At 72.4% G+C, this 22,573-nt stretch carries 22 protein-coding genes; 4 read left to right on the top strand and 18 right to left on the bottom strand.

Features of this window, described 5'->3' with window-relative positions:
* Positions 1-11 precede the first annotated feature (11 nt).
* The 5 genes from ABH925_RS23025 to ABH925_RS23045 form a co-directional block, all read right to left on the bottom strand.
* Entirely contained in the window at positions 12-1,391 is a 1,380-nt protein-coding gene (locus ABH925_RS23025) for a discoidin domain-containing protein (protein ID WP_370150696.1), read from the bottom strand.
* Between the two features lie 115 nt (positions 1,392-1,506).
* Positions 1,507-2,178, bottom strand: a complete 672-nt coding sequence (locus ABH925_RS23030) for an ABC transporter (protein WP_370150697.1) — start codon at positions 2,176-2,178, stop codon at positions 1,507-1,509.
* Positions 2,175-3,059, bottom strand: coding sequence for an ATP-binding cassette domain-containing protein (locus tag ABH925_RS23035; RefSeq protein WP_370150698.1), 885 nt, complete (start codon positions 3,057-3,059; stop codon positions 2,175-2,177). The genes ABH925_RS23030 and ABH925_RS23035 overlap by 4 nt, the downstream gene beginning before the upstream one ends.
* A gap of 10 nt (positions 3,060-3,069) precedes the next feature.
* Entirely contained in the window at positions 3,070-3,492 is a 423-nt protein-coding gene (locus ABH925_RS23040) for a CoA-binding protein (protein ID WP_370150699.1), read from the bottom strand.
* A gap of 130 nt (positions 3,493-3,622) precedes the next feature.
* Entirely contained in the window at positions 3,623-4,954 is a 1,332-nt protein-coding gene (locus ABH925_RS23045) for a UDP-glucose/GDP-mannose dehydrogenase family protein (RefSeq protein ID WP_370150701.1), read from the bottom strand.
* A gap of 172 nt (positions 4,955-5,126) precedes the next feature.
* Between ABH925_RS23045 and ABH925_RS23050 the strand changes: the two genes are divergently transcribed.
* Positions 5,127-6,290 carry an acyl-CoA dehydrogenase family protein gene (locus ABH925_RS23050; RefSeq protein ID WP_370150752.1) on the top strand — a complete coding sequence of 388 codons (1,164 nt, stop codon included), beginning with the start codon at positions 5,127-5,129 and terminating at the stop codon, positions 6,288-6,290.
* A gap of 65 nt (positions 6,291-6,355) precedes the next feature.
* Here ABH925_RS23050 and ABH925_RS23055 read toward each other — a convergent pair whose 3' ends face one another.
* The 3 genes from ABH925_RS23055 to ABH925_RS23065 all read right to left on the bottom strand — a co-directional run bounded on the left by ABH925_RS23055 (position 6,356) and on the right by ABH925_RS23065 (position 8,009).
* Positions 6,356-6,982, bottom strand: a complete 627-nt coding sequence (locus ABH925_RS23055; RefSeq protein WP_370150703.1) for a GDSL-type esterase/lipase family protein — start codon at positions 6,980-6,982, stop codon at positions 6,356-6,358.
* 68 nt (positions 6,983-7,050) lie between these two features.
* Entirely contained in the window at positions 7,051-7,539 is a 489-nt protein-coding gene (locus ABH925_RS23060; RefSeq protein ID WP_370150705.1) for a hypothetical protein, read from the bottom strand.
* A gap of 2 nt (positions 7,540-7,541) precedes the next feature.
* Positions 7,542-8,009, bottom strand: coding sequence for a MarR family winged helix-turn-helix transcriptional regulator (locus tag ABH925_RS23065; protein WP_370150706.1), 468 nt, complete (start codon positions 8,007-8,009; stop codon positions 7,542-7,544).
* 157 nt (positions 8,010-8,166) lie between these two features.
* On the opposite strand from ABH925_RS23065, the gene ABH925_RS23070 reads away from it, so the two are divergent.
* Both ABH925_RS23070 and ABH925_RS23075 read left to right on the top strand, forming a co-directional pair.
* A complete protein-coding gene (locus ABH925_RS23070; RefSeq protein ID WP_370150707.1) occupies positions 8,167-9,558 on the top strand; it encodes a lipase maturation factor family protein in 1,392 nt (463 codons plus the stop codon).
* A 92-nt stretch (positions 9,559-9,650) separates the two neighbouring features.
* Positions 9,651-9,839 (top strand): hypothetical protein, encoded by a 189-nt coding sequence (locus ABH925_RS23075; protein ID WP_370150708.1) that lies wholly within the window; start codon positions 9,651-9,653, stop codon positions 9,837-9,839.
* Between the two features lie 53 nt (positions 9,840-9,892).
* Here ABH925_RS23075 and ABH925_RS23080 read toward each other — a convergent pair whose 3' ends face one another.
* From ABH925_RS23080 to ABH925_RS23115, 8 genes are all read right to left on the bottom strand, one after another.
* Positions 9,893-11,410 (bottom strand): aromatic amino acid ammonia-lyase, encoded by a 1,518-nt coding sequence (locus ABH925_RS23080; protein WP_370150709.1) that lies wholly within the window; start codon positions 11,408-11,410, stop codon positions 9,893-9,895.
* A 171-nt stretch (positions 11,411-11,581) separates the two neighbouring features.
* Positions 11,582-12,709 (bottom strand): low temperature requirement protein A, encoded by a 1,128-nt coding sequence (locus tag ABH925_RS23085; protein WP_370150710.1) that lies wholly within the window; start codon positions 12,707-12,709, stop codon positions 11,582-11,584.
* 148 nt (positions 12,710-12,857) lie between these two features.
* Entirely contained in the window at positions 12,858-13,181 is a 324-nt protein-coding gene (locus tag ABH925_RS23090; RefSeq protein ID WP_370150711.1) for a multidrug efflux SMR transporter, read from the bottom strand.
* Between the two features lie 57 nt (positions 13,182-13,238).
* Positions 13,239-14,000: an HAD family hydrolase gene (locus ABH925_RS23095; protein WP_370150712.1), complete on the bottom strand. Its 762-nt coding sequence runs from the start codon at positions 13,998-14,000 to the stop codon at positions 13,239-13,241.
* Positions 14,001-14,181: 181 nt separating this feature from the next.
* Entirely contained in the window at positions 14,182-15,294 is a 1,113-nt protein-coding gene (locus ABH925_RS23100) for an ABC transporter ATP-binding protein (RefSeq protein WP_370150713.1), read from the bottom strand.
* A gap of 96 nt (positions 15,295-15,390) precedes the next feature.
* Complete coding sequence (locus ABH925_RS23105) at positions 15,391-16,287, bottom strand: ABC transporter permease (protein ID WP_370150714.1); 897 nt, start codon at positions 16,285-16,287, stop codon at positions 15,391-15,393.
* Entirely contained in the window at positions 16,275-17,141 is an 867-nt protein-coding gene (locus ABH925_RS23110) for an ABC transporter permease (protein WP_370150754.1), read from the bottom strand. The genes ABH925_RS23105 and ABH925_RS23110 overlap by 13 nt, the downstream gene beginning before the upstream one ends.
* Before the next feature lie 65 nt (positions 17,142-17,206).
* The gene (locus ABH925_RS23115) at positions 17,207-18,370 is read right to left on the bottom strand and encodes an ABC transporter substrate-binding protein (RefSeq protein WP_370150715.1); all 1,164 of its coding nucleotides are present in this window, start codon (positions 18,368-18,370) and stop codon (positions 17,207-17,209) included.
* A 298-nt stretch (positions 18,371-18,668) separates the two neighbouring features.
* Here ABH925_RS23115 and ABH925_RS23120 point away from each other — a divergent pair, with 298 nt between their 5' ends.
* Positions 18,669-19,406: a GntR family transcriptional regulator gene (locus tag ABH925_RS23120; protein WP_370150716.1), complete on the top strand. Its 738-nt coding sequence runs from the start codon at positions 18,669-18,671 to the stop codon at positions 19,404-19,406.
* Positions 19,407-19,411: 5 nt separating this feature from the next.
* On the opposite strand, the gene ABH925_RS23125 is transcribed toward ABH925_RS23120, so the two are convergent.
* Together ABH925_RS23125 and ABH925_RS23130 are read right to left on the bottom strand one after the other, a co-directional pair.
* Positions 19,412-20,791, bottom strand: coding sequence for an LCP family protein (locus ABH925_RS23125; protein WP_370150717.1), 1,380 nt, complete (start codon positions 20,789-20,791; stop codon positions 19,412-19,414).
* Positions 20,792-20,966: 175 nt separating this feature from the next.
* Positions 20,967-22,562, bottom strand: coding sequence for an LCP family protein (locus ABH925_RS23130; RefSeq protein WP_370150718.1), 1,596 nt, complete (start codon positions 22,560-22,562; stop codon positions 20,967-20,969).
* Positions 22,563-22,573 lie beyond the last annotated feature (11 nt).

A 22,573-nucleotide genomic window follows, 5' to 3' on the forward strand; every position in this document is an offset into this window, starting at 1 on the left:
CGTGGCGGGCGTCAGTGCTGCGGGCCCGTGGAGAGGGAGAAGTCGGCGAAGGAGGAGTGGGTGGTGGTCTTCGGCCCCCAGGTGGTGTCGTGGCCGCCGTAGAAGGTGGAGAAGAACACCCCGCTGAAGGGGATGCCGCCGATGCCGGAGGCCACCCCGCTGAGCGAGGCGACCTGGGCGCCGTCGTACCAGACGGTGACGTTGCCGGTGCTGCGGTTCACCATCTGCTCGACGGTGTGCCAGTTGCCGTCGGCGGCCCACTTCCAGTCGCCCAGGCCCAGGTCCACGCCGTAACCGGTGGGGCCGGAGTTGGTCGGGGTGTAGAGGTAGACCTCGCCGTTGTTGGCGGCGGAGCTGTTGCCGCGCCACATGTAGCGGGTGGACCAGCCGTTGCCGTGGTTGCCGCCCGACTCCTGGCCGATCTGGCCGCCGTAGAGGCCCGGGAGCTTGCCCGCCTTGCCGAAGTCGTAGCCGGCCGGGAGCTTGAGGTGGTACTTCAGGTCGAGCGTGGTGGCGGTGGTGAGGCGGCCCAGGCCCAGCGAGTTGAGGTCGGTGTAGAACTGTCCGCCGCCGGGGTTGGGGCAGTTGCCGCAGGAGTTGGCGGACGAGCCCGCCCCGTAGGTGACTTGAAGCGCGGAGCCGTCGCCCGGCGCGCTGGAGTCCTTGATCTGCTGGAAGTCCGAGAAGCCCCAGGTGCCGGCTGAGGCCATGCCCCAGGCCGACTTCCAGGCGGAGGAGTTGAAGCCGGTGAACTGGCCGGTCCAGGCCGTTCCGGGCGGGGTGGGGGTGGGCGTCGGGGTCGGCGTGCCGGTCCCGCTCGGAGTGGGCGTCGGGGTGGGCGTGCCGGTGGCGGAGCCGCCGAAGATCTCGAACTCGTTCACCGAGAAGCCGTTGCCCCCGGTGAACTGTTGCAGGTAGAGCTCGATATGACGGGCCTTCACCCCGGCCGGGAGGGCCACCGTCTGTGTCCCGCCGGTACCGCCGGTCACCGCGGTCTGGGTGTGCCAGCTGCTGCCGTCGGGCGAGGTGCGGACCTTGAAGGAGGTGGCGTAGCCGGCGCCCCAGGCCACCGTGACATGGTCGATCGCCTGGGTGGAGCCCAGGTCCACGGAGAGTTCCTGCGGGCGCGCGGTGCTGCTCTGCCAGCCGGTGCCGGTGGCGCAGTCGGTCGCGGCCGACGGGTTGCCGCCGCTGGTGGCGGTGGTGGTGGCGCCGCAGGCGAGGTCACCGGGGATGCCGCCGGTGCCGGCCATGGCCAGGCTGACGCTGCCGGTGGCGATCAGCACCGAGGCCGTCGCCAACGCGCCGATGGCGAGCCGGCGCCGGGACGGGCGGGACGGGCGGGATGTGGGGGGTGTGGGGGACGTGCGCGAGGCGTGGCGGTGGGACACGTGGGGGTCCTCTCGTCGTTCACGTACAGGAACGATGAACACGTACATGAAGAAGCTGAGAGCAGAGGCTAGTCGTGACCGTGACAAGAGTCCACAGGGCAGGGGAAAGTGACGGTTAGTCGGTCACTCCGCGTGCCGCCAGCTGAACGACCGCCGCTCCGGAGACGGCCAGCAGCCCCAGGGACGCGAGCAGTGGCAGCAGCGGCAGCGTGGTCGTGGCGGTCGGCGAGCTGGAGGTGAAGACGTCCCGGATGGCGTGGTTCACCGGCGACACCGGCGCGACCAGCAGCAGCACCGAGGCGGTGGCCAGGGTGAGTACGCCGATGGCCGGGCGGCCCAGCAGCGGGGGCGCGCAGAGGGCGCCGACCGCCGTACCCACCAGCAGACCGACCAGGATCGCCGCCGAGCCGTGCAGGGCGATGGCCGCCAGCGGTGGATGCGGCAGATGCGGCGGTGGGCTGCTCAGCAGCCACTCGGCGGACCCGCCGGCGAGCGCCAGCACGCAGCCGCAGACGAGTGCCGCGAGCAGGGCGGAGAGATGGGCCCGGCGCGGCCCGACCGGCGCGGCCAGGCAGGCACGCGCCGCGGCCGGCTCGCCGGTGAGGACAGTACGGGTCAACCAGCCGGCGCCGGGCACCAGCATGCCGGCGCACCAGCCGAGCGAGTCGCCGTACTGCTGGCCGCCGAACGCCCCGGCGGTGATCAGCATCGCGAACATCAGCAGCGGCGGCAGCCAGCGCTGCGAGCGGAGCAGCAGGGCCAGCTGATAGCGGATCAGTGCGCTCACCGGACCGACTCGATGTGCACGGCCGGGTCCGCGAGCAGGGTACGCAGCAGGTCGTCGCCGTGGGCGGCGTCGACCTCGACCTCGAAGCGCTGGTCCGGCAGCTCCCGTACCGAGCGCACTCCCGGCAGTTCGGAGAGCTTCCGTCCGGACGGCCCGTCGTCCGAGCACAGTCCGTCGTCCGAACGCGGTCCGTCCTCGGAGCGCGGCCGGTCGTGGCGGCCCTGCCAGTTGCTGAAGGTGAGCCGCAGTGCGGCGGTGGCACGTGCGGTGTCGCTCTCGCGGACCCGGGCGTCGCCGACCTGCCAGTGCACGGCCGGGACCCCGGCGAGCCGCAGCGGGTCGTGGTCGACGAACAGCACGGTGCCGTCGCGACGCAGCCGCTCGTCGACGGCGTCGTCCAGGGCGTCGCGGGCGTCCTGGTCGAGGCCGGTCCAGGCCTCGTCGAGGACGAGCAGGTCGGGTTCCCCGAGCAGCGCCTGGGCGACGGCGACCTTCTGGCAGGTGCCCTTGGACAGCTGGGCCAGCGGGGTGGCCGCGAACGCGCCGGCGCCGAACCGCTCCAGCGCGGCCGTCGCCCGCCGGGCCGGCTCCTGGCCGCGCAGGCCGTGGATCCGGCCCAGATGGCAGAGGTAGTCGTGCGCGGTGAACGGCAGCGCGGCGGGGAACCGCTCCGGGACGTAGGCCCGCCGCGCCGGGCGGTCCCGTACGCCGCCCCTGGTCGGCGCGCAGACTCCGGCGGCCACCCGCAGCAGCGTCGACTTCCCGCCGCCGTTGCCTCCCCGCGCCCGGATCAGCCGCCCCTCGGGCAGTTCCAGCGTGACGTCCCGCAGCACCCACGGCTCGCGCCACCCGTAGCGCACACAGACCCCCTCAAGCCGCATGCCCTCCACCCTACGTGGCCGCCTCCCCGGGCAGGCGGGGGATCTCGATGGCGGGGCAGCGGTCCATGACCATGGCGAGGCCCGCGGCGCGGGCCCGGGCGTAGGCGTCCTCGTCGATGACGCCCAGCTGGAACCAGAGCGCGCCGGCCCCGATCGCCACGGCCTGGTCGGCCACCGCACCGGCCAGGTCACTGCGGACGAACACGTCGACCACGTCGACGTCGAAGGGGATCGCGTCGAGCGAGGGGTATCCGGGCTCGCCCAGGACGGTCTCCGCCTTCGGGTGCACCGGCACGATCCGCTTGCCGTAACGCTGCAGCACCCCGGCCACGCCGTAGGCGGCCCGGCGCTGGTTGGTGGACAGACCCACCACCGCCCAGGTGTCACCGAGTTCGGTGAGGATCCTGCGGACCGTCTCGGTGTCGCCGTACATCGCGCACTCCTCGGGGGAAGGTCGGGTGACCATCCCAACCCCGGCGGTGGTCCGGTCATTCCGGCCCCGGTCGGGGCGGTCCGAGCGCGGCCGCTCCGCGCCTGGTCGGTCCGGGTGCCGGACGGCGTCGTCAGCTGGGGCGGCCCAGGGCGCGGTACGTCCAGCCGGCCTCGCGCCAGCGCTGCGGGTCGAGTACGTTGCGGCCGTCCAGGATCCGGCGCTCGGAGACCACTCCGGCGAGGTCCCTGGGGTCCATCTCGCGGAACTCCTGCCACTCCGTCAGGTGCAGGACGACATGGGCGCCGGTGGCGGCCTCCAGTGCCGACTCGGCGAAGCTCAGCCCGGGGAAGAGCTTGCGGGCGTTGTCCATGGCCTTGGGGTCGTAGACGGTGACCTGGGCGCCCTGGAGCTGGATCTGCCCGGCCACGTTGAGTGCGGGGGAGTCGCGGACGTCGTCCGAGTTGGGCTTGAACGCCGCGCCGAGAACGGCGACCCGGCGGCCGAGGAAGCCGCCGCCGCACTGCTCGCGGGCCAGCTCCACCATGCGCGACCGGCGCCGCATGTTGATCGAGTCGACCTCGCGCAGGAACGTCAGCGCCTGGTCCGCGCCCAGTTCGCCGGCCCGGGCCATGAAGGCCCGGATGTCCTTCGGCAGGCAGCCGCCGCCGAAGCCGAGGCCGGAGTTGAGGAACTTCCCGCCGATCCGCTCGTCGTAGGCGAGGGCGCCGGCCAGCTGGACCACGTCGGCGCCGGAGGCCTCACAGACCTCGGCCATGGCGTTGATGAAGGAGATCTTGGTCGCCAGGAAGGAGTTGGCGGCCGCCTTGACCAGCTCGGCGGTGGCGAAGTCGGTGACCACCAGCGGGGTTCCGGCGTCCAGCAGCGGCGTGTACACCTCGCGCATCCTGGCCTCGGCCGCCTCGCTGCGGACGCCGACGACGATCCGGTCCGGGTGCAGGGTGTCGTTCACCGCGTAGCCCTCGCGCAGGAACTCAGGGTTCCAGGCCACCTCGGCGGCCGCGCCGGCCGGGGCACGCTCGGCGAGCCGGTCGGCCAGCCGCTCCGCGCTGCCGACCGGGACGGTGGACTTGCCGACGACCAGCGTGGGCCGGTCCAGGTGCGGGGCCAGCAGGTCGAAGGCCGACTCCACGTACGACATGTCGCAGGCGAACTCGCCGCGCCGCTGCGGGGTGTTGGTGCAGACGAAGTGCATGTCGCCGAAGGCGCCGACCTCCTCCCAGGAGGTGGTGAAGCGCAGCCGCCCGGTGGAACCGGGCATCCCGACCAGGTGCTTGCGCAGCAGCTCGTCCAGGCCCGGCTCGTACATCGGGATCCGTCCGGCGGACAGTGCCTCGATCTTCTCCGGCACGATGTCCAGACCCAGCACCTCGAAACCCAGCTCGGCCATGCAGGCGGCGTGGGTGGTCCCCAGGTAGCCGGTGCCGATGACAGTGATCCTCACGGCTGTCGTCCTTTCCGCCGAGAATGGGTGGTGGAGCGGGCCAAGCCTGGCGATCCTACCCAGACGTCCTGAGAGCTGTTGTGCACGTCACGCCTGGGGTGGGAACGGCGAAGCCATAGACTCTGGGGAGGGCTGGATGTTACTTAACGGTAGATAACATGGGGTGAGCGTGATGGCGGCCGACGGTTCCGCAGATTTTGACCTGTTCCGGATCTCGGAGGAGCACGAGATGCTTCGGGATGCGGTGCGTTCGCTGGCGGAGTCCAAGATCGCGCCGTTCGCGGCGGAGGTGGATGAGCAGGCGCGGTTTCCGCGGGAGGCGCTGGACGCGCTGACGGCGAATGATCTGCATGCGGTGCATGTGCCCGAGGAGTACGGGGGTGCGGGTGCGGACGCGCTGGCGACGGTGATCGTGATCGAGGAGGTGGCGCGGGTGTGTGCGTCGTCCTCGCTGATTCCGGCGGTCAACAAGCTGGGGTCGTTGCCGGTGATCCTGTCGGGGGACGAGGCGCTGAAGCGGAAGTACCTGGCGCCGTTGGCGCGCGGGGAGGGGATGTTCTCGTACTGCCTGTCGGAGCCGGACGCGGGTTCGGACGCGGCGGGGATGAAGACCCGCGCGGTGCGCGACGGGGACTTCTGGGTGCTCAACGGTGTCAAGCGGTGGATCACCAACGCCGGGGTGAGCGAGTTCTACACGGTGATGGCGGTCACCGATCCGGAGCTGCGCAGCCGGGGGATCTCGGCGTTCGTGGTGGAGAAGGGCGATGCGGGGGTGTCGTTCGGGGCGCCGGAGAAGAAGCTGGGGATCAAGGGCTCGCCGACGCGTGAGGTGTACCTGGACAATGTGCGGATTCCGGCGGACCGGATGATCGGCGCGGAGGGCACCGGGTTCGCGACCGCGATGAAGACGCTGGACCACACCCGGATCACCATCGCGGCCCAGGCGCTGGGTATCGCGCAGGGCGCGCTGGACTACGCGGCCGGGTACGTCAAGGAGCGCAGGCAGTTCGGCAGGGCCATCGCCGAGTTCCAGGGCATCCAGTTCATGCTGGCCGACATGGCGATGAAGCTGGAGGCGGCCCGGCAGCTGACCTATGCCGCCGCCGCCCGCTCCCAGCGTGGTGACGGTGACCTGACGTTCTTCGGTGCGGCGGCCAAGTGCTTCGCCTCCGACGCCGCGATGGAGATCACCACCGACGCGGTCCAGCTCCTGGGCGGGTACGGCTACACCCGTGACTACCCGCTGGAGCGGATGATGCGCGACGCCAAGATCACCCAGATCTACGAGGGCACCAACCAGGTCCAGCGCATCGTCATGGCCCGCAACCTCCCGTAACCCCCAGCCCCACACCACCGATGGAGAGGCACCCCACGGGGTGCCTCTCGTGTTCGCTGGGGTCGTCAGCGCGAGGGCCTCTCCGTCGAGTGGGCGGGGGTGAGCCAGGTTTGCCAGTGGGGGGTGATGAGGGTGGTGATCGCGTCGTAGCCGGCGGCGGCCGGGTGGGCGCCGTCGCCGGTGCGTACCTCGTGCATCCATGCGGCGCTGTCGCGCAGCGGGTGGTGGACCGGGGCGTAGGGGACGGACGCGGTGCGGCAGATGTCGGCGAACCGCTCGTCGAGCGCTGCGGTACGGGCGTTGTGCTCGACGTCGTGGATGGGCGGAGGGGCGACCACCAGGACGGACCACCCCCGGGCGCCGGCCTGGTCGAGCATCCGGGCCAGGTTGGCCGACGACTCCTCGGCGGGTACGCGGGTGCGTCCGTGCTCGCCGGTGGCGTCGTTGACGCCGAACGACAGGACCACCCGCAGGTCGTCGCCCTCCTGCAGGCGCTGGGCGCACTCGTCCTGCCAGCGGGCCAGGATGTCGGCGGAGGTCTGGCGCCGCACGCCGAGGTTGTAGGCGGTCACCGGCTGCCCGTCGGCGAAGGCGCGCGCGGTCAGACGCCCGGCCCAGCCGAGACAGAGGGGGTCGCCGACGCCGGCGACGAAGGAGTCCCCGACGAAGCAGATGCGGAGGTCACGAGTCATGGAGTGATCTTCGCAGTTGCGTCGCAGCGGGCCGGTGCGGGGCCGGGAGGCCGCGCGCGGGCCGGTGGTTACGCCTCGGCCAACTCGGCGTTGGCGCGGGCGGTGACGGTGGTCAGCACGCGGGCTGCGGCCGCCAGGTCGTCGGCGGGCAGGTCGCGGTACAGCCGGGCGGCGATCTCGGCGCCACCCGTGCGGATCTCCTGGCTCAGCATCTGGCCCGCGTCGGTGAGCCGGAGGCGGGAGTCCTCGGTGGGCAGGGTCTCCAGCAGCCCGGAGGCGGTCAGCTCCGCGATGGCCGCAAGCACCGCCGAGTCGTCGATCTTCAGGGCGTCGGTCATCCGGGCGACGAGCTGGTCGCGGTCGATGGGCGCACCGCTGCCCGCGACGGCGTTGAGCGCCACCGACTGCTGGAACGTGGTGCCGGTGCGGGCCAGCAGGCGCTCCAGGACGGCCCGTGTGGCGTGGTGGGCGAGGCCGACGACCTGGCCGTTGACGGTGGGCGGGGCGGGTGCGGCGGGCGTAGCGGGCGTGATGGACGCGGTCGGTGTGGTGGACATGGCTACTCCTTGGTCGAGGGATCAACTGGTACGTCGAGCAGGGCCGCCAGCTCGCGGGCGAACACCTCGGTACGCGGGCCGTCCAGGCCGCCCAGCGGAGCCAGAAGCTGGTCGTGGAGCCTGCGGACCATCGCGATCGCGGGTCCGGTGACCTCGCGGCCGTGGTCGGTGAGCGACAGTTGTACCGCTCGGGTGTCGGCGGGGTCCGGGGTGCGCTCGATGAATCCGGCGGTTTCCAGGGTGCGGGCCAGCTTCGAGACGTAGAGCGGTTCCAGCCCGGTGTGGTCGGCGAGTTGGCGTTGGCTCGGCCGCAGCCCGGAGGCCTGCATGCCGAAGAGCGACGCCAGCAGTGAGTACTGGGCGTGGGTGAGGCCCAGGGAGGCGAGGGTCCGATCCATCGCCACTCGCCACTTCATCGACAGCCGCCAGACCAGGAAGCCGGGCGTGGGCTGCGGGTGCGTTTCGCTCATGAGAGATACAGTACATGGCTACTAAGTACATGGCTACTAAGTACATGGCTACTGTCTTCTCGCTTCCTGGCCGGGCGGGGAGCCGGGCCGCCGGGGCCGGGGGAGGAGGCTCGTGCCTCTGCGGGCCGGGGTGGGCCGGGTCCGGCAGAGTGGGGGCATGCGGTGGTTCGACGCTTCCGGGTACTGGCTCGGTCGGCTGCTCTTCCAGCGCGCCCTGGCCGGCGTGTACCTGGTGGGGTTCCTGGCCGCGGCACGGCAGTTCCGGCCGCTGATCGGGGAGCACGGGCTGCTCCCGGTGCCGGGTCATCTCGTCCGGACGTCCGCGCGGCGGACGCCGACGCTGTTCCGGCTGCACTACTCCGACCGGTTCTTCGCCTCCGTCGCCTGGACCGGTGTCCTGCTGGCCGCGGCCGTCGCGGCGGGACTGGCCGACCTGGTGCCGCTGTGGGGCGCCATGCTGCTCTGGATCGCGTTGTGGGCGCTCTACCTCTCCATCGTCAACGTCGGGCAGACCTGGTACTCCTTCGGCTGGGAGTCGCTGCTGCTGGAGACGGGCGCGCTCGCCGTCTTCCTCGGGAACGCCCACACCGCACCGCCCTGGCCGGTGCTGCTGCTGGTCCGCTGGCTGCTGTTCCGGGTGGAGGTGGGCGCCGGGCTGATCAAGCTGCGCGGGGACAGCTGCTGGCGTGAGCTGACCTGCCTGTACTACCACCACGAGACCCAGCCCATGCCCGGGCCGTTCAGCTGGTGGTTCCACCATCTGCCGCGTCCGTTGCACCGGGTCGAGGCGGCGGCGAACCACCTGGTGCAGCTGGGCGCGCCGGTCGCGCTGTTCCTGCCACAGCCGGTGGCGACCGTGGCGGCGGGGCTGGTGGTGCTCACCCAGCTGTGGCTGGTGCTGTCGGGCAACTTCGCCTGGCTGAACTGGCTGACCATCACCCTCGCGCTCAGCGCCGTGAGCACCGGCTCGCAGCGGGCCTACCCGGCCACCCCCGACTGGTTCCTGGCCGGTGTGCTGGCCTGGACCGTACTGGTGCTGCTGCTCAGCTACCGCCCCGCGTCCAACCTGCTGTCGCCGCGCCAGGTGATGAACCGTTCGTTCGACTCGCTGCACCTGGTCAACACCTACGGCGCCTTCGGCAGCGTGACCCGGGTGCGGCACGAGGTGGTCCTCGAAGGCAGCGCCGACGGGCACACCTGGCTCTGCTACGAGTTCCGGGGGAAGCCGGGCGACCCGCGGGCGCGACCCCGGCAGTTCGCCCCGTACCACCTCCGGCTGGACTGGCTGATGTGGTTCGCCGCGATCAACCCCGGCTACGCCCGGCCCTGGCTGGCGCCGCTGTTGCGCAAGCTGCTGGCCGGTGACCGGGACACGCTGCGGCTGCTGCGCGGAAACCCCTTCCCGGACCGGCCTCCGGTGCAGGTCAGGGCCACGCTCTACCGCTACCGCTTCACCACCCCGGTCGAACGTCACGCCACCGGGGCCTGGTGGCACCGCGACCTCGTCGGCCCGTACCACCGGGTGCTGAGGCGATCCGCGAACGAGTGAACCGGACGGGGGGTCGCGCGCGTATCTGCACTGGGCCGACCTGGAGCGGGCGTCCGTGGCGGCGGAGACGCGGTGGAGACGGAGGCGCGGTCGTGTGGATCCGGGGTGTGCTGGGTGCGTTGCTGGTCGTGGTCGGCGGAGTGTGGATCGCGCAGGGCACGGGGGCGATGAAGGGCTCGATGATGACCGGGCACAGCCAGTACGCCGCGCTGGGCGCGGTCGCGGTGCTGGTCGGCGTGCTGCTGCTGGGGTGGGCGTGGCTGATCGCCGGGCGGCGCTGATCGCCGGGCGGCGCTGATCGCCAGGCGGCGCTGACCGCCGGGCGCGCGCCGGCTCAGTCGGCCGAGGGGTGCCGGGCCAGAAACCCGGCGGCGGCCTCCACGTCGGGGGTGAGGTCGCGGTCGACGGTGCCTGGACTGAGCAGCGCCCCGGCGTCCCGCTGGAACCGGCCGAGCGCGCCGGCCGGATCCAGCGAGGTGCCGCGCATCCTCAGGGCGCGCACCGCCGCGACGAGCTCGCAGGCCAGCACCAGGCGCAGCGTGGTGACCGTCTCCAGCAACTGGTGGGCGCCGGTCGCCGCGAAGCTGGCGTGCTCCTCGACGCCCCGGGACAGCACCGCGTGGCCGAGGGTGACCGGCTGTGCCAGGCCGCGGAGCCGGGCCAGGGCGGACTGGGCCGCGTACTCGGTGATCATGATGCCGCTGCTGCCGTCCTCGTCCTGGGCCAGGAACGAGGGCAGGCCGGTGAAGGACGGTGAGACCAGCACGCCGAAGCGGGCGGTGGAGAGCTGTGCGGTGCCCAGCAGGGCCAGCCGGAGCTGGTCCAGGGCGAGGGCCAGCGAGGCCTGGTGGAAGCCGCCGTGGTGGTGGTAGTCGGCGGGGTCCAGTGAGAGCAGCGGGTTCTCCGAGGCCGAGTTGATCTCTATCCGGAGCACCTGCTCCAGACCGTCGGCCGCGTCCAGGGCCGCGCCGTGGACCTGGGGCAGGCAGCGGAAGCCGAACGGGTCCTGGACCAGCGCCGGGGTCCACGGCACCGGGTCCAGCAGCCCGCGCATCCGGGCCGCGACCCGGCCCGCCCCGGCGTGCGGGCGCAGCGCGTGCACCACCGCCGCGTACGGTTCGGTGGAGCCGTGGACGGCGGTCAGCGAGAGCGCCGCGATCAGCGGCACGGTGGCGAGCAGCGCGGCCAGGTCGGTGTGGGCGAGCGCGGTCTGACCGATGGTCAGGGCGCTGCTGGACATCAGCGGCAGCGCGTCCCAGTGGTCCAGCGCCAGCGGTGCGGGCGGCCGGCCGGCGCCGAAGCCGCTGCGCCAGGGCTGCTCCCCGGCCAGGGTGAGGCCCAGCTCGGCGAGTGCGGACAGGTCGCCGGTGCCGACCGAGCCGTAGGCGTGCACGCTGGGGATGTGCCCGGAGCCGAGGGCCTCGGCGAGGCGGTCGGCGACGGTGGCGCTGATCGCGGATCCGCCCCGGAGCAGCTGGTTGAGCCGGACCGCGAGCATGGCCCGGGTCTGTTCGGCGGGGACCAGCGGGCCGATGCCGCCGCTGTGGCTGCGCAGCAGGCGCATGCCGTGGTTGGCGGCGGGTCGGGCGGCCTCGGGGGCGGCGGGCCGGGCGGCCGGGCCGGCGGCGATGGGGACCGCGACGGTGCGGTTGGCGCCGACGCCGGTGGTGTGCCCGTACACCTGGCGGCGGCCGGCGACGTCCTCGGCGACCGCGCGGGCCCGCAGCATCCGGGCCCTGGCGGCGGGTGCGACGGACGCGCGGGCCTCGCCTCTGGCGAGGGCGGCCACCTCGGCGGGGGTGAGTGCGGTTCCGTCGAGGGTGAGCGCGGGTATCGCGACCAGCGGTGTCACGGGCGGGCTGCCTTCCGGAGCGGGTGGCGGTCTTCTCGGGCCGGAACGCCCCGCGCGGTGCAGCGGGGGTCGCGGCCGGACTCTGTGCGCCGGGGTTCCTGACGGTCCCGCCGGGGTGTGGCTCACCGCGCGCACCGCGGCGACTTGCCGACGCTGCTGCCGCGTGCCGGGTCAGTTCCTGCCGTCGCGCCGGATGCGCACGTACTCCCAGCGGCTCAGGCCGACCAGCAGCGCGGCCAGCAGGCTCAGCATGGCCAGTGCGGGAAGCAGCGGGACCAGCGGCAGCGTCGCCAGGATCAGGCCGGCGACGATCAGCCGGGTCGTCGAGTGCACCCGGAACATCCGCCACCGGGTGTAGCCGAAGGTCGCCAGGTAGAGCGCGCAGCCGCCCACCAGCAGGGCTCCGCCGCCGGTGGACAGCACCCGGCCGGGGTGCTGCACCGACTCGGTGAGTCCGACGGCTACCGCGATGATCGAGCCGACCAGGCTCAGGTGCCCGTAGGACAGCACCTGCCGGACGATGTCGGTGCGGACCGCGGCGGTGGTCAGCGCATGCCGAATCGCGTCCGCCGCGTACGCGAAGTACACCCACCACAGGCCGGTGATCAGCACGAACGACACGGCGACGGCGACGACTTCAGCGGCCGTCACCCGCGCGTTGGCGGCGACCGGTGCGCCCACCGAGACGATGGTCTCGCCCAGCGCGATCAGCACGAAGGTGCTGAAACGTTCCGGCAGATGGGTGGGGTGGATCCGGACCGCCTCCAGCCGCCGCCGGGCCAGCGCCGGGGTCGACAGGTCGGTCACGGCGGCGACCGCCCACAGGACGGTCCGCAGCTCGCCGTGGAGCAGACCGCCGACGGTCAGCAGCGGGCCGGTGACCAGGGCGCCCGCGCCGTACGGCCCCATCAGCACTCCGCCGAGCCGGACCATCCGCAGCGCGAGCACGATCCGGGCGGCGAGGTACGAGGCGCCGAAGAGCAACCCCAGCGAGCCGAACGCCTGCGGCACGGCCAGGGCCATGAACATGCCGCAGAGCGCGATGGCGAAGATGGCCAGCCGGTCCTGGTGGTTGTCCACGTCATGGGTGCTGGCCTGGACACTGGTGCCGACCCAGGTCCAGTACATCGGCACGAACACGACCAGGGCCCGGAACACGCCCGCCCCGGTGTGGTGCGCGTGCAGCATCACCGAGACCTCGGTGACACAGAGCACGAACACCAGGTCGAAGAAGAGCTCGGCGTTGGTGACCCGCTTCTCCGACTCCTCCTCGGAGTCGGCGTCCGGCTGCTCACTCACGTGGTCTGCCCCCTGTCGCTGGAGTCCCGATGGAGCCCTGCGGGAGATCCTGCCACTGCCCGGAGCCTGCCCCGCGCCGACGGACGGGACGTCAGCCGTCCTGCCAGCCCGTGCGGCTGACGCCGGAGCAGGCGTGAGTGCTGAGGTGTCAGTGCGCGGCGTCGCCGAGGTTGAGGGCCACCACGCCGCCGATGATCAGGGCGATGCCGGTCAGCTTCCAGGTGTTCACGCCCTCGCCCAGGAAGGCGAAGCCGATCGCCGCGACCACCGCCGTGCCGACACCCGACCAGATCGCGTACGCGGTGCTCACCGGCACCTGCTTGAGCGCCTGGGAGAGCAGCACGAAGGACAGGATGTAGCCGACCACCACGATCACGCTGGGGACCAGCCTGCTGAACCCTTCGGTGAACTTGAGCGAGACCGTCGCGCAGATCTCACTCGCGATTGCGAAGGTGAGGAACAGGTAGGGCATGGACCAGCGGCCTTCCGAGCGGTGGAGGTGTTCGACGGTGCAACGGTCTCCGACCGCTCAGGCTTCCCCGGCCTGCACGCTCTCGGCCTGCGGCGTCGTGGGCAGCGGCGTCCTGGACTGCGCAGTCCCGGCGCCGGCCGCGGCCAGTGCGCGCAGCAGCGGCAGGTCCACGTCCAGCAGGCTGCCGACGACGACCCGTCCCGGGCCCGCCTCGATCACCGTCGCGGACGGGACGGCGACCACCGAACAGCCGGCCGCCTCGGCGGAGGCGATCCCGGTGGGGGTGTCCTCGACCGCGACGCAGGACCCGGCCGGGACGCCGAGCGCGTCGGCCGCCGCGAGGTAGGGGTCCGGCGCCGGCTTGGTCTGCGGGGTCTCCCCGGCGGCGAAGGTGACGGTGAAGCGGCGCCGTCCCAGCGCCTCCAGCACGATGTCGACGACGTGCCGGGGCGACGCGGAGACCAGGGCGGTCGGGATGCCGGCCGCCTTGAGCTCGTCCAGCAGCTCCAGCGCCCCGGGCAGCGGCACGACCTGGGCCTCGACCAGCGCGGTGAAGCGGCGGTCCAGCGCGGACGCGACCGAGGCCTCGGTCCGGGTGGTGGTGCCCTGGGCCGAGCGGAACAGGTGAGCGGCGGTGTCGTCCACCGCACGGCCGAGGACGTGCGGCTGGTCCGCGTCGCCGAGTACCAGCCCCAGCAGTCTGGCCTCGCTCTCCGCCGCCTGCCACCACAGGCCTTCGGTGTCCACGAGGGTGCCGTCCATGTCGAACAGGACGGCGTGCAGGGGGCCGCCTGAGGCGGGGGTTACGCGGGTCGGCACGGTTGTTGCTGCTCTCTGTCGCTCGGAGTGGGAAGGGCTCGGGACGGTGTCGCCCGGGGTCGGGACGATGGGGAACGGGACGGCGCGGTGCGGGCCCGGTGCGGCCTGGTCGATCGTAGGCGCACCGGTGCGGACCGACTGGGCCGGTCCGCACGCCGGCCGGTCCGGTCGGCCGGACCCGTCAGACGGTGCGGCGGTCCACCAGGACCGGGCGCTCCGGCAGTCGCACGGTGACACCGGTGCCGGCCGGCAGCGCGGCGGCGTCGTGGGTGGACAGGTCCGCCTTGAGCACGGTGCCGTCCGGGAGCTGGACCGAGAGCCGGGTGACCGCGCCGAGGAAGGTGCTGCCGCTGACGATGGCTCCGCCACCGCCCTGCGCCTCCAGCACCAGGTTCTCCGGGCGGACCAGGACGTCCACGTCGGTGTGCGGGGTCGCGGCGGCGGGCGAGCCGTCCACCGGGACCCGCTGGCCGAGGACCTCGACCGTGCCGGTGTCGTCGCCGATCCGGCCGGCCAGGCGGTTCATGGTGCCGACGAACTCGGCGACGAACGCGGTGGCCGGGCGGGCGTAGAGCTCGGCCGGGGTGGCGCACTGCTCCAGCCGTCCGGCGTGCATCACCGCGACGCGGTCGGCCATGGACAGCGCCTCCTCCTGGTCGTGGGTCACGAACAGGGTGGTGATCCGCAGCTCCTGCTGCAGCCGGCGGATCTCCTCACGGAGCGTCAGCCGGACCTTGGCGTCCAGCGCCGACAGCGGTTCGTCCAGCAGCAGCACCCGGGGGCGCAGCGCCAGCGCGCGGGCCAGCGCGATGCGCTGCTGCTGGCCACCGGACAGCTGGTGCGGGTAGCGGTCGCCGTACTGGGGCAGGCCGACCAGTTCCAGCAGCTCGTCGGCGCGCTTGCGGCGCTCGGCGGTCGGCGTCTTGCGCATCCGCATGCCGAAGGCGACGTTGTCGCGGGCGTTGAGGTGCGGGAAGAGGCTGTAGGACTGGAACACCATGCCGGCGTCGCGACGGTGCGCGGGGATCCGGGTGATGTCCTCGCCGTCGACCAGGACCGCGCCGGAGTCGGGCGTCTCGAAGCCGGCGACCATCCGCAGCGCGGTGGTCTTGCCACAGCCGGACGGGCCGAGCAGGGCGAGCAGCTCGCCGGGCTGGACGGTGAGCTCCAGGCCGTCGAGGGCGGTGGTCGCACCGAAGCTGCGGCGCAGCGAGCGGAACTCGACGGTGGCGCTGGCGCTGGTGTCAGTGCCGGCTGATACGACTGAGGCGACGGTGGGGGCCGCATTCGACATGGGGGTGGCTCCCTCTGAGCTGGTAGGCATGGCGGGTTCTGCGGGTCTCTCGGCTGGTCGTGCGTGCGGATCGTGCGTGCGGGTCGGACGTGCTGGTCAGGCGGGGTCGGCGGGGGCGCCGCGGCGCCGTCCGGCCGTCATCGAGACCACCAGCAGCAGCGCCCAGGTGAGCAGCAGGCTGACGATGGAGACGGCGACGGTGACCGGGCCCTGCCCGGCGGAGTTGCCGTTGACGATCCACACCGCGAAGGGGGTGAACCCGAGGATGGAGGCGACCGTGAACTCGCCCAGCACCAGGGCCAGGGTGAGCAGCGCGGTGTTCAGCAGCGCGCCGCGCAGGTTCGGCAGGATCACCGTGACGATCGCACGCAGCCGGCCCGCGCCGTTGTTCTGCGCGGCCTCCAGCAGGGTGCGGACGTCCAGCACCCGCATACCGGCGTCCAGGGTGCGGTACGCCAGCGGCAGGGCCATCACCACGTAGGCGAGCAGCAGCACCACCGGGAAGTTGGGGTCCTGGATGTCGTTCAGGGTCTGGAAGAACGGGGTGCTGGCCAGGTTGTCGGCGCCCCAGCGGAGCACCGTGCTGAAGCCGGCGGTCAGCGCGATCGAGGGCACCACCAGCGGCAGCGTGCAGGTGATCTCGACCACCATGCGCAGCCGCTGGCCGCCCAGCCGTACCGCGATCACGGCCGGGATGAGCAGCAGGAACACCACCACGATGGTCGCCGCGGCGAGTTCCAGCGACAGCTGCAGCGCGGGCCACAGGCCGGCGACGCTGAAGATGTCGCTGTAGGCGCTCAGCGAGAAGCCCTGGTTGCCGTTGTCCACGGTGAACAGCAGCGTCGCGAGCAGCGGCACGGCGAAGTACACGCCGCAGATGACCAGTACGGCCGCGCGGCCGAAGCGGCGCGGCTTGCGGCGGCCCGCACCGGCGAGGACCTCGGCGGGCTGGGGTTCCGTCAGGTTGGACAGGGCGGTGGTCACACCAGCCATCGGGCGCTCCGGCGTTGCAGGGGCAGGTACACGGCCATGACCAGGGCGGCGATGACCACCATGTCCAGGCTCATCGCCAACGCGACGTTCCCGGCGTCGGCGGAGACGTTGCCGTTCAGGGCGTTGGCGATCTGAAGGGTGATCAGCGGCACGGACGCGCCGACCATCGCGGCCGCGGTGGCGTACGCGGCGAAGGCCGTGCCGAAGAGCAGCACGAACCCGCCGAGCAGCGACGGGGCGAGCACCGGCAGGGCGACGTGGCGCCAGTACTGCCAGGTGGTCGCGCCGTTGTTCTGCGCGGCCTCACGCCACTGGCGGCGCAGGCCGTCCAGCGCCGGGATGACGCTGAGCACCATCAGCGGGATCAGGAAGTAGAGGTACACCAGGGTCAGGCCCCAGAAGGTGTAGAGGCTCCAGCCGGCCTTGTCCAGGTGCAGGTGGGTGGTGAGCACCCCGGCGTTGCCGAGGGTGGCGATGAACGCGAACGCCAGCGGCACGCCGCCGAAGTTGGCGAGCACGCCCGAGGCGCTGAGCACCACGCTGCGCAGGACCTTGAACCGGGAGGTGACCACGGCCTGGGCCAGCAGCAGCCCGACCACGGTGGCGACCAGTGCCGACGTCGCGGACAGCTTGACGCTGCCCAGGAGCGCGGTGAGGTAGCCGCCGGAGAGCGAGGCGCTGAGGTTGCCGGAGGTGTAGGTGGCCGGCGTTCCCGGGGTGTTGGTCGTGAACGCGCCATAGGCCATGGCCACGGCGGGCACGCCGAAGGCCACGACGACGAAGAGGATCAGGGGGAGGACCGTGGCGCTGCCGCGCAGGGAAACGGCGGCGCGCCCCGCCGCGCCCCCGCGCAGCCGGCGGCTGCGCGGGGAGCGACGGGGCCGGTCGGCCCCAGCAGTGGAGATGGGGTCGACGGTGCTCACCCGTTGATGGCCTTCGCCCAACCGGAGGCCAGGGTGGCCTTGGCGGTCGTGATCTGCGCCTGGGTCGGGAAGGTCGGGGTGCCGCTGACCACGGGCAGCGCCGCGGCGGCGGTGGTGTCCAGGGTGCCGGCGGTCTGCAGGGCGCCCATCTCGACCGGACGGGCGAAGCCGCCGAGGAAGAGGTTCTGGCCCTCAGCGCTGTAGAGGTACTCCTCCCAGAGCCGTGCGGCGGCCGGGTGCGGCGCCCACTTGTTGATGGCCTGGTTGTAGTAGTTGGCGTAGAGGCCGTCCGTGGGGACGTTGACCTGCCAGTTGATGCCCTTGGACTTGAACTCGGCCGAGTAGCCGGCGTTCAGGTAGTCCCAGTCGATGGTGATCGGGGTCTCGCCCGACTCGACGGTGGACTGCTTGGCCTGCACCGGGTTGAAGTTGCCGGCCTTCTTCAGCTTGTTGAAGAAGTCCAGACCGGGCTGGATGTTGTCCAGGCTGCCACCGTTGGCGAGCGCGGCGGCGTAGACGCCGGCGAACGCCGCACCGGCCTGCGTCGGGTCGCCGTTGAGCGCCACCATGCCGTGGTAGGCGGGCTTGAGCAGGTCAGCGAAGGTCTTCGGGCAGGTGGTGACCTTGGTGGCGTTGCAGCCGATGGAGACGTAGCCGCCGTAGTCGTAGGTCCAGCTGCCGTCGGTGGCGGCCTGGCCGGCCGGGATCTGGGCGAAGGTGGCGACCTTGTACGGCGCGAACAGGCCCTGCTGGGCACCGCTGAGCGCGAAGGCGCCACCGAGGTCGAGCACGTCGGGGGCGCGGCCCTGGCCCTTGCGGGTGGTGACCGCGTTGATCTCGTCCTGGCTGGAACCCTCGGGGTTCTCGTCGTTGATCTTGATGCCGTACTTCTTGGTGAAGCCGTCCATGATCGCGCCGTAGTTGGCCCAGTCGCGGGGCAGGGTGATCGCGTTCAGCGAGCCCTCCTGCTGCGCGGCCTTGACCAGGGCGTCCATCCCGCCGAAGGCGGCAGCAGAAGCAGCGGTGGCGGCGTTGGTGCTGCCACTGGAACCGCTACCGGCGGTCTTGGTGGAGGTCGCGGAGCCACAGGCGCTGATGGTGAGCGCTGCGGCCACCAGGACGCCGGTGAGGGCGGCGGCCCGGGCACGGGAGGGGGTCACGATGTCTCCTGAAGAGGCGTCTGAGCAAGGGAGTGAGAACAGGGGGTCCAGCGGGACTTGTTCGGACAAGTCGATGACAGTACGCCCGACAATGGTGACGGGATAGTGAACAGGACACATACGGACGCGTGCCGTTGTCTGTCGTTATTCTGGTTGTCGGACCGGAATTTCATTCATGGTGCAGGTAACGGTACGATCACGCCGCTTGGTATGTACCGGCTGCACTCCATCGCTCCCGCAGGGTGCCGGTGTGCGCAGCCCGACCCCGGAAGCCTGATCGATGGAAGGACGCCGAACTGTGGCCGCACGCCACGAGGAGATCGCCGAGGAGCTGCGTCACGCCATCGACCGCGGCGAGTACCCCGTCGGCGGCACCCTTCCCACCGAGAGTGATCTCGCCTCCCGCTACCAGGTCTCGCGCGGGACGGTCCGTCAGGCCGTCGCCGCCCTCACCTCGGAGGGCCGGATCGGCTCCCGCCAGGGCGCCCGCAGGGTCGTCCTCGGCAACAAGCGCAGCCAGAGCTTCGCCGAACTGCGCAGCTTCGCCCAGTGGGCGGGTGCGATGGGCCGCACCGCGAGCGGGCGGGTGGTGGAGCAGTTCCGCCGGCCGGCGACCGCGGAGGACGCCGAACGGCTGCAGATCGCCATCGGCGACGACGTGCTGCAGGTGCTGCGGGTGCGCGGGCTCGACGGCGAACTGGTGCTGGTCGAGCGGAACGTCTACCCGCTGTGGGTGGCCGAGGCGGTGGAACGGCTGCCGGTGGACTGCGAGTCGGTGGTGCAGGCGCTCTACGAGGACATCGGGATCATCTTCGCCTACGGCGAGCATGTGATCGACGCGGTGGCCGCCGGAACGCAGGACGCCGACCTGCTCGGCATCCGTCGTGGCGGCCCGCTGCTGCGGATCCGGCGGACCACCACGACGCACGCGGGCCGCCCCATCGAGTGGTCCGACGACCGCTACCGCTCGGGCTCGGTGAGCTTCGCGGTCTCGAACTCGATCGGATCCAACCCGCTGGTGCGGCACGCGGAGTAGCGGTGTCAGCCGGAGAAGGTGGGGACGGCGGTGTCGTTCTTGAAGGCGTCGAAGACCTGCTGAGCCTCCGTCATGTTCCACTTGACGGCGACTCCGTCGGCCGGGGTCTGCAGGTTGGCCGTGGCGATCGGCACGGTGATGGTCTTGCCGTTCCCGCCCTTGACGTCCTTCATCGCGAAGAACATCGAGCTCAGGTCGGTCAGCCCGGTGTTGTTGTCCACCGTCAGCATGGACAGGCCGCTGTCCAGGGTCGGGTAGAGGACGAACGGGTCGAGCAGCGTGCCCATCGAGGTCGCCTTGTGCGACAGCGCCGCCAGGAACTGCTGCTGGTGCTGCATCCGGGCCAGGTCCTGGGTGGCCTCCTGGTGCCGCTCGCGGACGAAGGCCAGCGACTGCTGACCGTTCAGCGTCTGGCAGCCCGCCTTGAGGTTCGCGCCGGAGGCCTGGTCGACGATCGGCTTGTCCAGGCACATGTCGACGCCGCCCAGGTCGTCGACCACGCTGACGAAGCCGGAGAAGCCGATCTCGGCGTAGTGGTCGATGTGGATCCCGGTGTTGTACTCCAGGGTCTGCACCAGCAGCGGGCCGCCGCCCTCGGCGAAGGCGGCGTTGATCTTGTGCCTGGCCGCGCTGTGCGACACGCCCTTGCTGTCGGTCCAGGCCGGGATGGTGACGTAGGAGTCGCGCGGGATGCTCATCAGCGTGTTCCCGTTGCCGCCGGTGTGCAGCAGCATCATCGAGTCGGTACGGGCGCCGGTGTCGTAGCCGGTGTGCAGCTGGTCCATCTGCTGCTGGCTCAGGCCCTGGCGGCTGTCCGAGCCGAGGATCAGCCAGTTGGTGCCCTTGCCGGCCGGGGGGCGGCCCGCGTAGTCGACCAGGACGTTGTTGTGGTTGATCTTGGAACCGGCCCAGAAGTAGGTGCCGACGCCGACCACCAGCAGCGTCAGCACCAGCGCGAACAGCGTGAACCGGATCCTGCGGCCGCGCGACCAGCGGCGGCGGCCGCCGGGTCCGACCCCGCCGCCGCTGCCCCGGCCCGCACCGCGCCCCGGACCGCGCGGGTCCAGCTCGGGCGGCAGCGGGGCACCGGGCCCGGCCGGCTGGTACGACCCGGCCGGCTGCGCCGGGGACGCGGGACGGGTCGGCGGCCGGCCCTGGGCCTGCGACTGGGCGGCCTGGGCCGGGGGCTGGGCCGGCGGGCGTGGAGGCTGCTGCCGGGACGGGCGCCGGACCGGGCCGCCGGTCCTGCCGCCGCCGGGACCGCGCGGGTTCAGCTCGGGGGGCAGTGGAGGCTCGCCCTGGCCGGGCCTGGTGGTACGCGTCTCCCAGCCACTGATGTCCTGCCCCGGGGCAGGTTGCTCGTTCCAGTCGTCGCGCGTCGTCATGTGCCCGAGGATGCCCTGTTTCACGCCGCCAAGCAGGACAGAACGGTCTGAATCGACGAGCTGTAGCGGTTTTGGTGCACAGCGGTGAAGTATCTGTTCCGATACGACCAGGACGGTGACAGAGTCCGCGTCCGATGCCACGAGCGGGGCGGAACGGGGCGGGTGCGGGGCGGGGTCAGTGGCAGTCCACGGTGTCGCCCCGGGCGGCGTCCACCCCCGCCGCGGCGGCCGCCGTCGACGGGGACGGCTGCGGCGGCGGGGCACCCGCGGTGGTGGCGCCCGTGGAGCCCGCGGTGGTGGGCGCGGTGGTGGGCGCGGTGGCCACCCGCCGCACGCCGGTGTAGTCCTTGCCCAGCACCACCTGCAGCGTCCGGCCCAGCCCGGGCACCGCCTGGAGCTGCGCCCCGGGCAGCGCCGCCGCCAGCGTCTTCACCGACTCGTCCCAGCGCGGGTCGTAGCGGATCACCGTGTGCTGGGCGTTGCCGGTGCCGCCGGGGGCGTTCGCGGGCAGGCCGGTGGTGGCGAACCCTGCTGTGCGCAGCTCGTGCTCGGCCGCCGCCCCGAGACCCGGCACACCCGCGCCGTTCAGCACCTGCACCCGTACCCAGTCCGGCGGCACGCTGACCTCGGGCTCGGCCGCAGCGGCGGCGCCGGTCGCACGGGCCGCACCGGCGGCGCCGGTGGCCGCGGGCGCCGGCGACGGGCTCGCGGGCGGGGCCGACGGGGTCAGCGGGGTGTCCGCGCGCAGCGCGGCGAACAGGGCCTCGGCCCGCGGCCGGTCCCACAGCACGGTCTCGCCCCAGCCCGGCACCGGGTGGTTCAGTGTCGCCGGCGGAATGGTGGTGAACGAGGCCGAGGACGGTCGCAGGTCCTTGAGCCGGCCGGCCAGGGTCAGCAGGTCCTGCGTGCTCAGCGACTCGTCGGCCTTCACCGACCGCAGCACCGCGGTCATCACCCCCTGCAGCCGGAGCGGGTTCAGCAGCGTCCCGGAACTGGTGGCCTGGGCGATGATCTGGGCCACGAACTTCTGCTGCCGCCGCATCCGGCCGAGGTCGGCGCTGGGGTCGACATAGCGGGCCCGGACGTAGGTCAGCGCCTGCGCGCCGTCCAGCCTGGTGGTACCGGCCGGCAGGTCGAGGCCGGACTTGGGGTCGTGCAGCGGCCGGTCGGTGCAGACCGGGACTCCGCCGAGGGCGTCGACGGTGCTGACGAAGCTGAGGAAGTTCAGCTGCAGGTAGTGGTCGATGTGCAGGCCGGTGGCCTGTTCCACGGTCTGCACGGTGAGCGGCGGGCCGCCCATGCCGTAGGCGGCGTTGATCTTGCCCATGGACTCCGGCATCTGCCGGCCGGTGCCCAGGTCCTGGTGGGCGGGGATGTCGACATAGCTGTCGCGCGGGATGCTGACCACGCTCGCCTGTCCGCCGGAGGCGGACAGATGGACCAGCATCATGGCGTCGGTGCAGTGGCAGGCCTCGCCGCCGGCGTGCAGCGCGCGCAGCACGTCCGGCGGAACGCCGGCCCGCTCGTCGGTGCCGACCAGCAGGAAGTTCAGCGCGCCGTCGCCGGCCGGCCGGTTCCGCAGGCCGCCGAAGACGTTGACCCGGCTGATCGAGTCGCCCAGGCCGAGCGCCACGGTCCAGCCGACCCCGCTGGTGGCGAGCACCGCGCCGGAGAGCAGCCCGGCGACCCACACGCCCCGGCGCAGCGGGCGTCGGACCAGCTGTCCCCGGGAGCGGGGCCGGCGGTCGGGAGCGGCGCGGTCGGCAGGCATCGGTGGGATCG

The organism is Streptacidiphilus sp. EB129 (assembly GCF_041262645.1).
Taxonomy (GTDB): Bacteria; Actinomycetota; Actinomycetes; order Streptomycetales; family Streptomycetaceae; genus Streptacidiphilus.

Excerpts from the sequence above, each read along its gene's own strand:
- ABH925_RS23035 (WP_370150698.1), bottom strand. The coding sequence starts at position 3,059 with ATGCGGCTTGAGGGGGTCTGTGTGCGCTACGGGTGGCGCGAGCCGTGG.
- ABH925_RS23040 (WP_370150699.1), bottom strand. The coding sequence starts at position 3,492 with ATGTACGGCGACACCGAGACGGTCCGCAGGATCCTCACCGAACTCGGT.
- ABH925_RS23050 (WP_370150752.1), top strand. The coding sequence starts at position 5,127 with ATGGCGGCCGACGGTTCCGCAGATTTTGACCTGTTCCGGATCTCGGAG.
- ABH925_RS23055 (WP_370150703.1), bottom strand. The coding sequence starts at position 6,982 with ATGACTCGTGACCTCCGCATCTGCTTCGTCGGGGACTCCTTCGTCGCC.
- ABH925_RS23060 (WP_370150705.1), bottom strand. The coding sequence starts at position 7,539 with ATGTCCACCACACCGACCGCGTCCATCACGCCCGCTACGCCCGCCGCA.
- ABH925_RS23065 (WP_370150706.1), bottom strand. The coding sequence starts at position 8,009 with ATGAGCGAAACGCACCCGCAGCCCACGCCCGGCTTCCTGGTCTGGCGG.
- ABH925_RS23070 (WP_370150707.1), top strand. The coding sequence starts at position 8,167 with ATGCGGTGGTTCGACGCTTCCGGGTACTGGCTCGGTCGGCTGCTCTTC.
- ABH925_RS23090 (WP_370150711.1), bottom strand. The coding sequence starts at position 13,181 with ATGCCCTACCTGTTCCTCACCTTCGCAATCGCGAGTGAGATCTGCGCG.
- ABH925_RS23100 (WP_370150713.1), bottom strand. The coding sequence starts at position 15,294 with ATGTCGAATGCGGCCCCCACCGTCGCCTCAGTCGTATCAGCCGGCACT.
- ABH925_RS23105 (WP_370150714.1), bottom strand. The coding sequence starts at position 16,287 with ATGGCTGGTGTGACCACCGCCCTGTCCAACCTGACGGAACCCCAGCCC.
- ABH925_RS23125 (WP_370150717.1), bottom strand. The coding sequence starts at position 20,791 with ATGACGACGCGCGACGACTGGAACGAGCAACCTGCCCCGGGGCAGGAC.
- ABH925_RS23130 (WP_370150718.1), bottom strand. The coding sequence starts at position 22,562 with ATGCCTGCCGACCGCGCCGCTCCCGACCGCCGGCCCCGCTCCCGGGGA.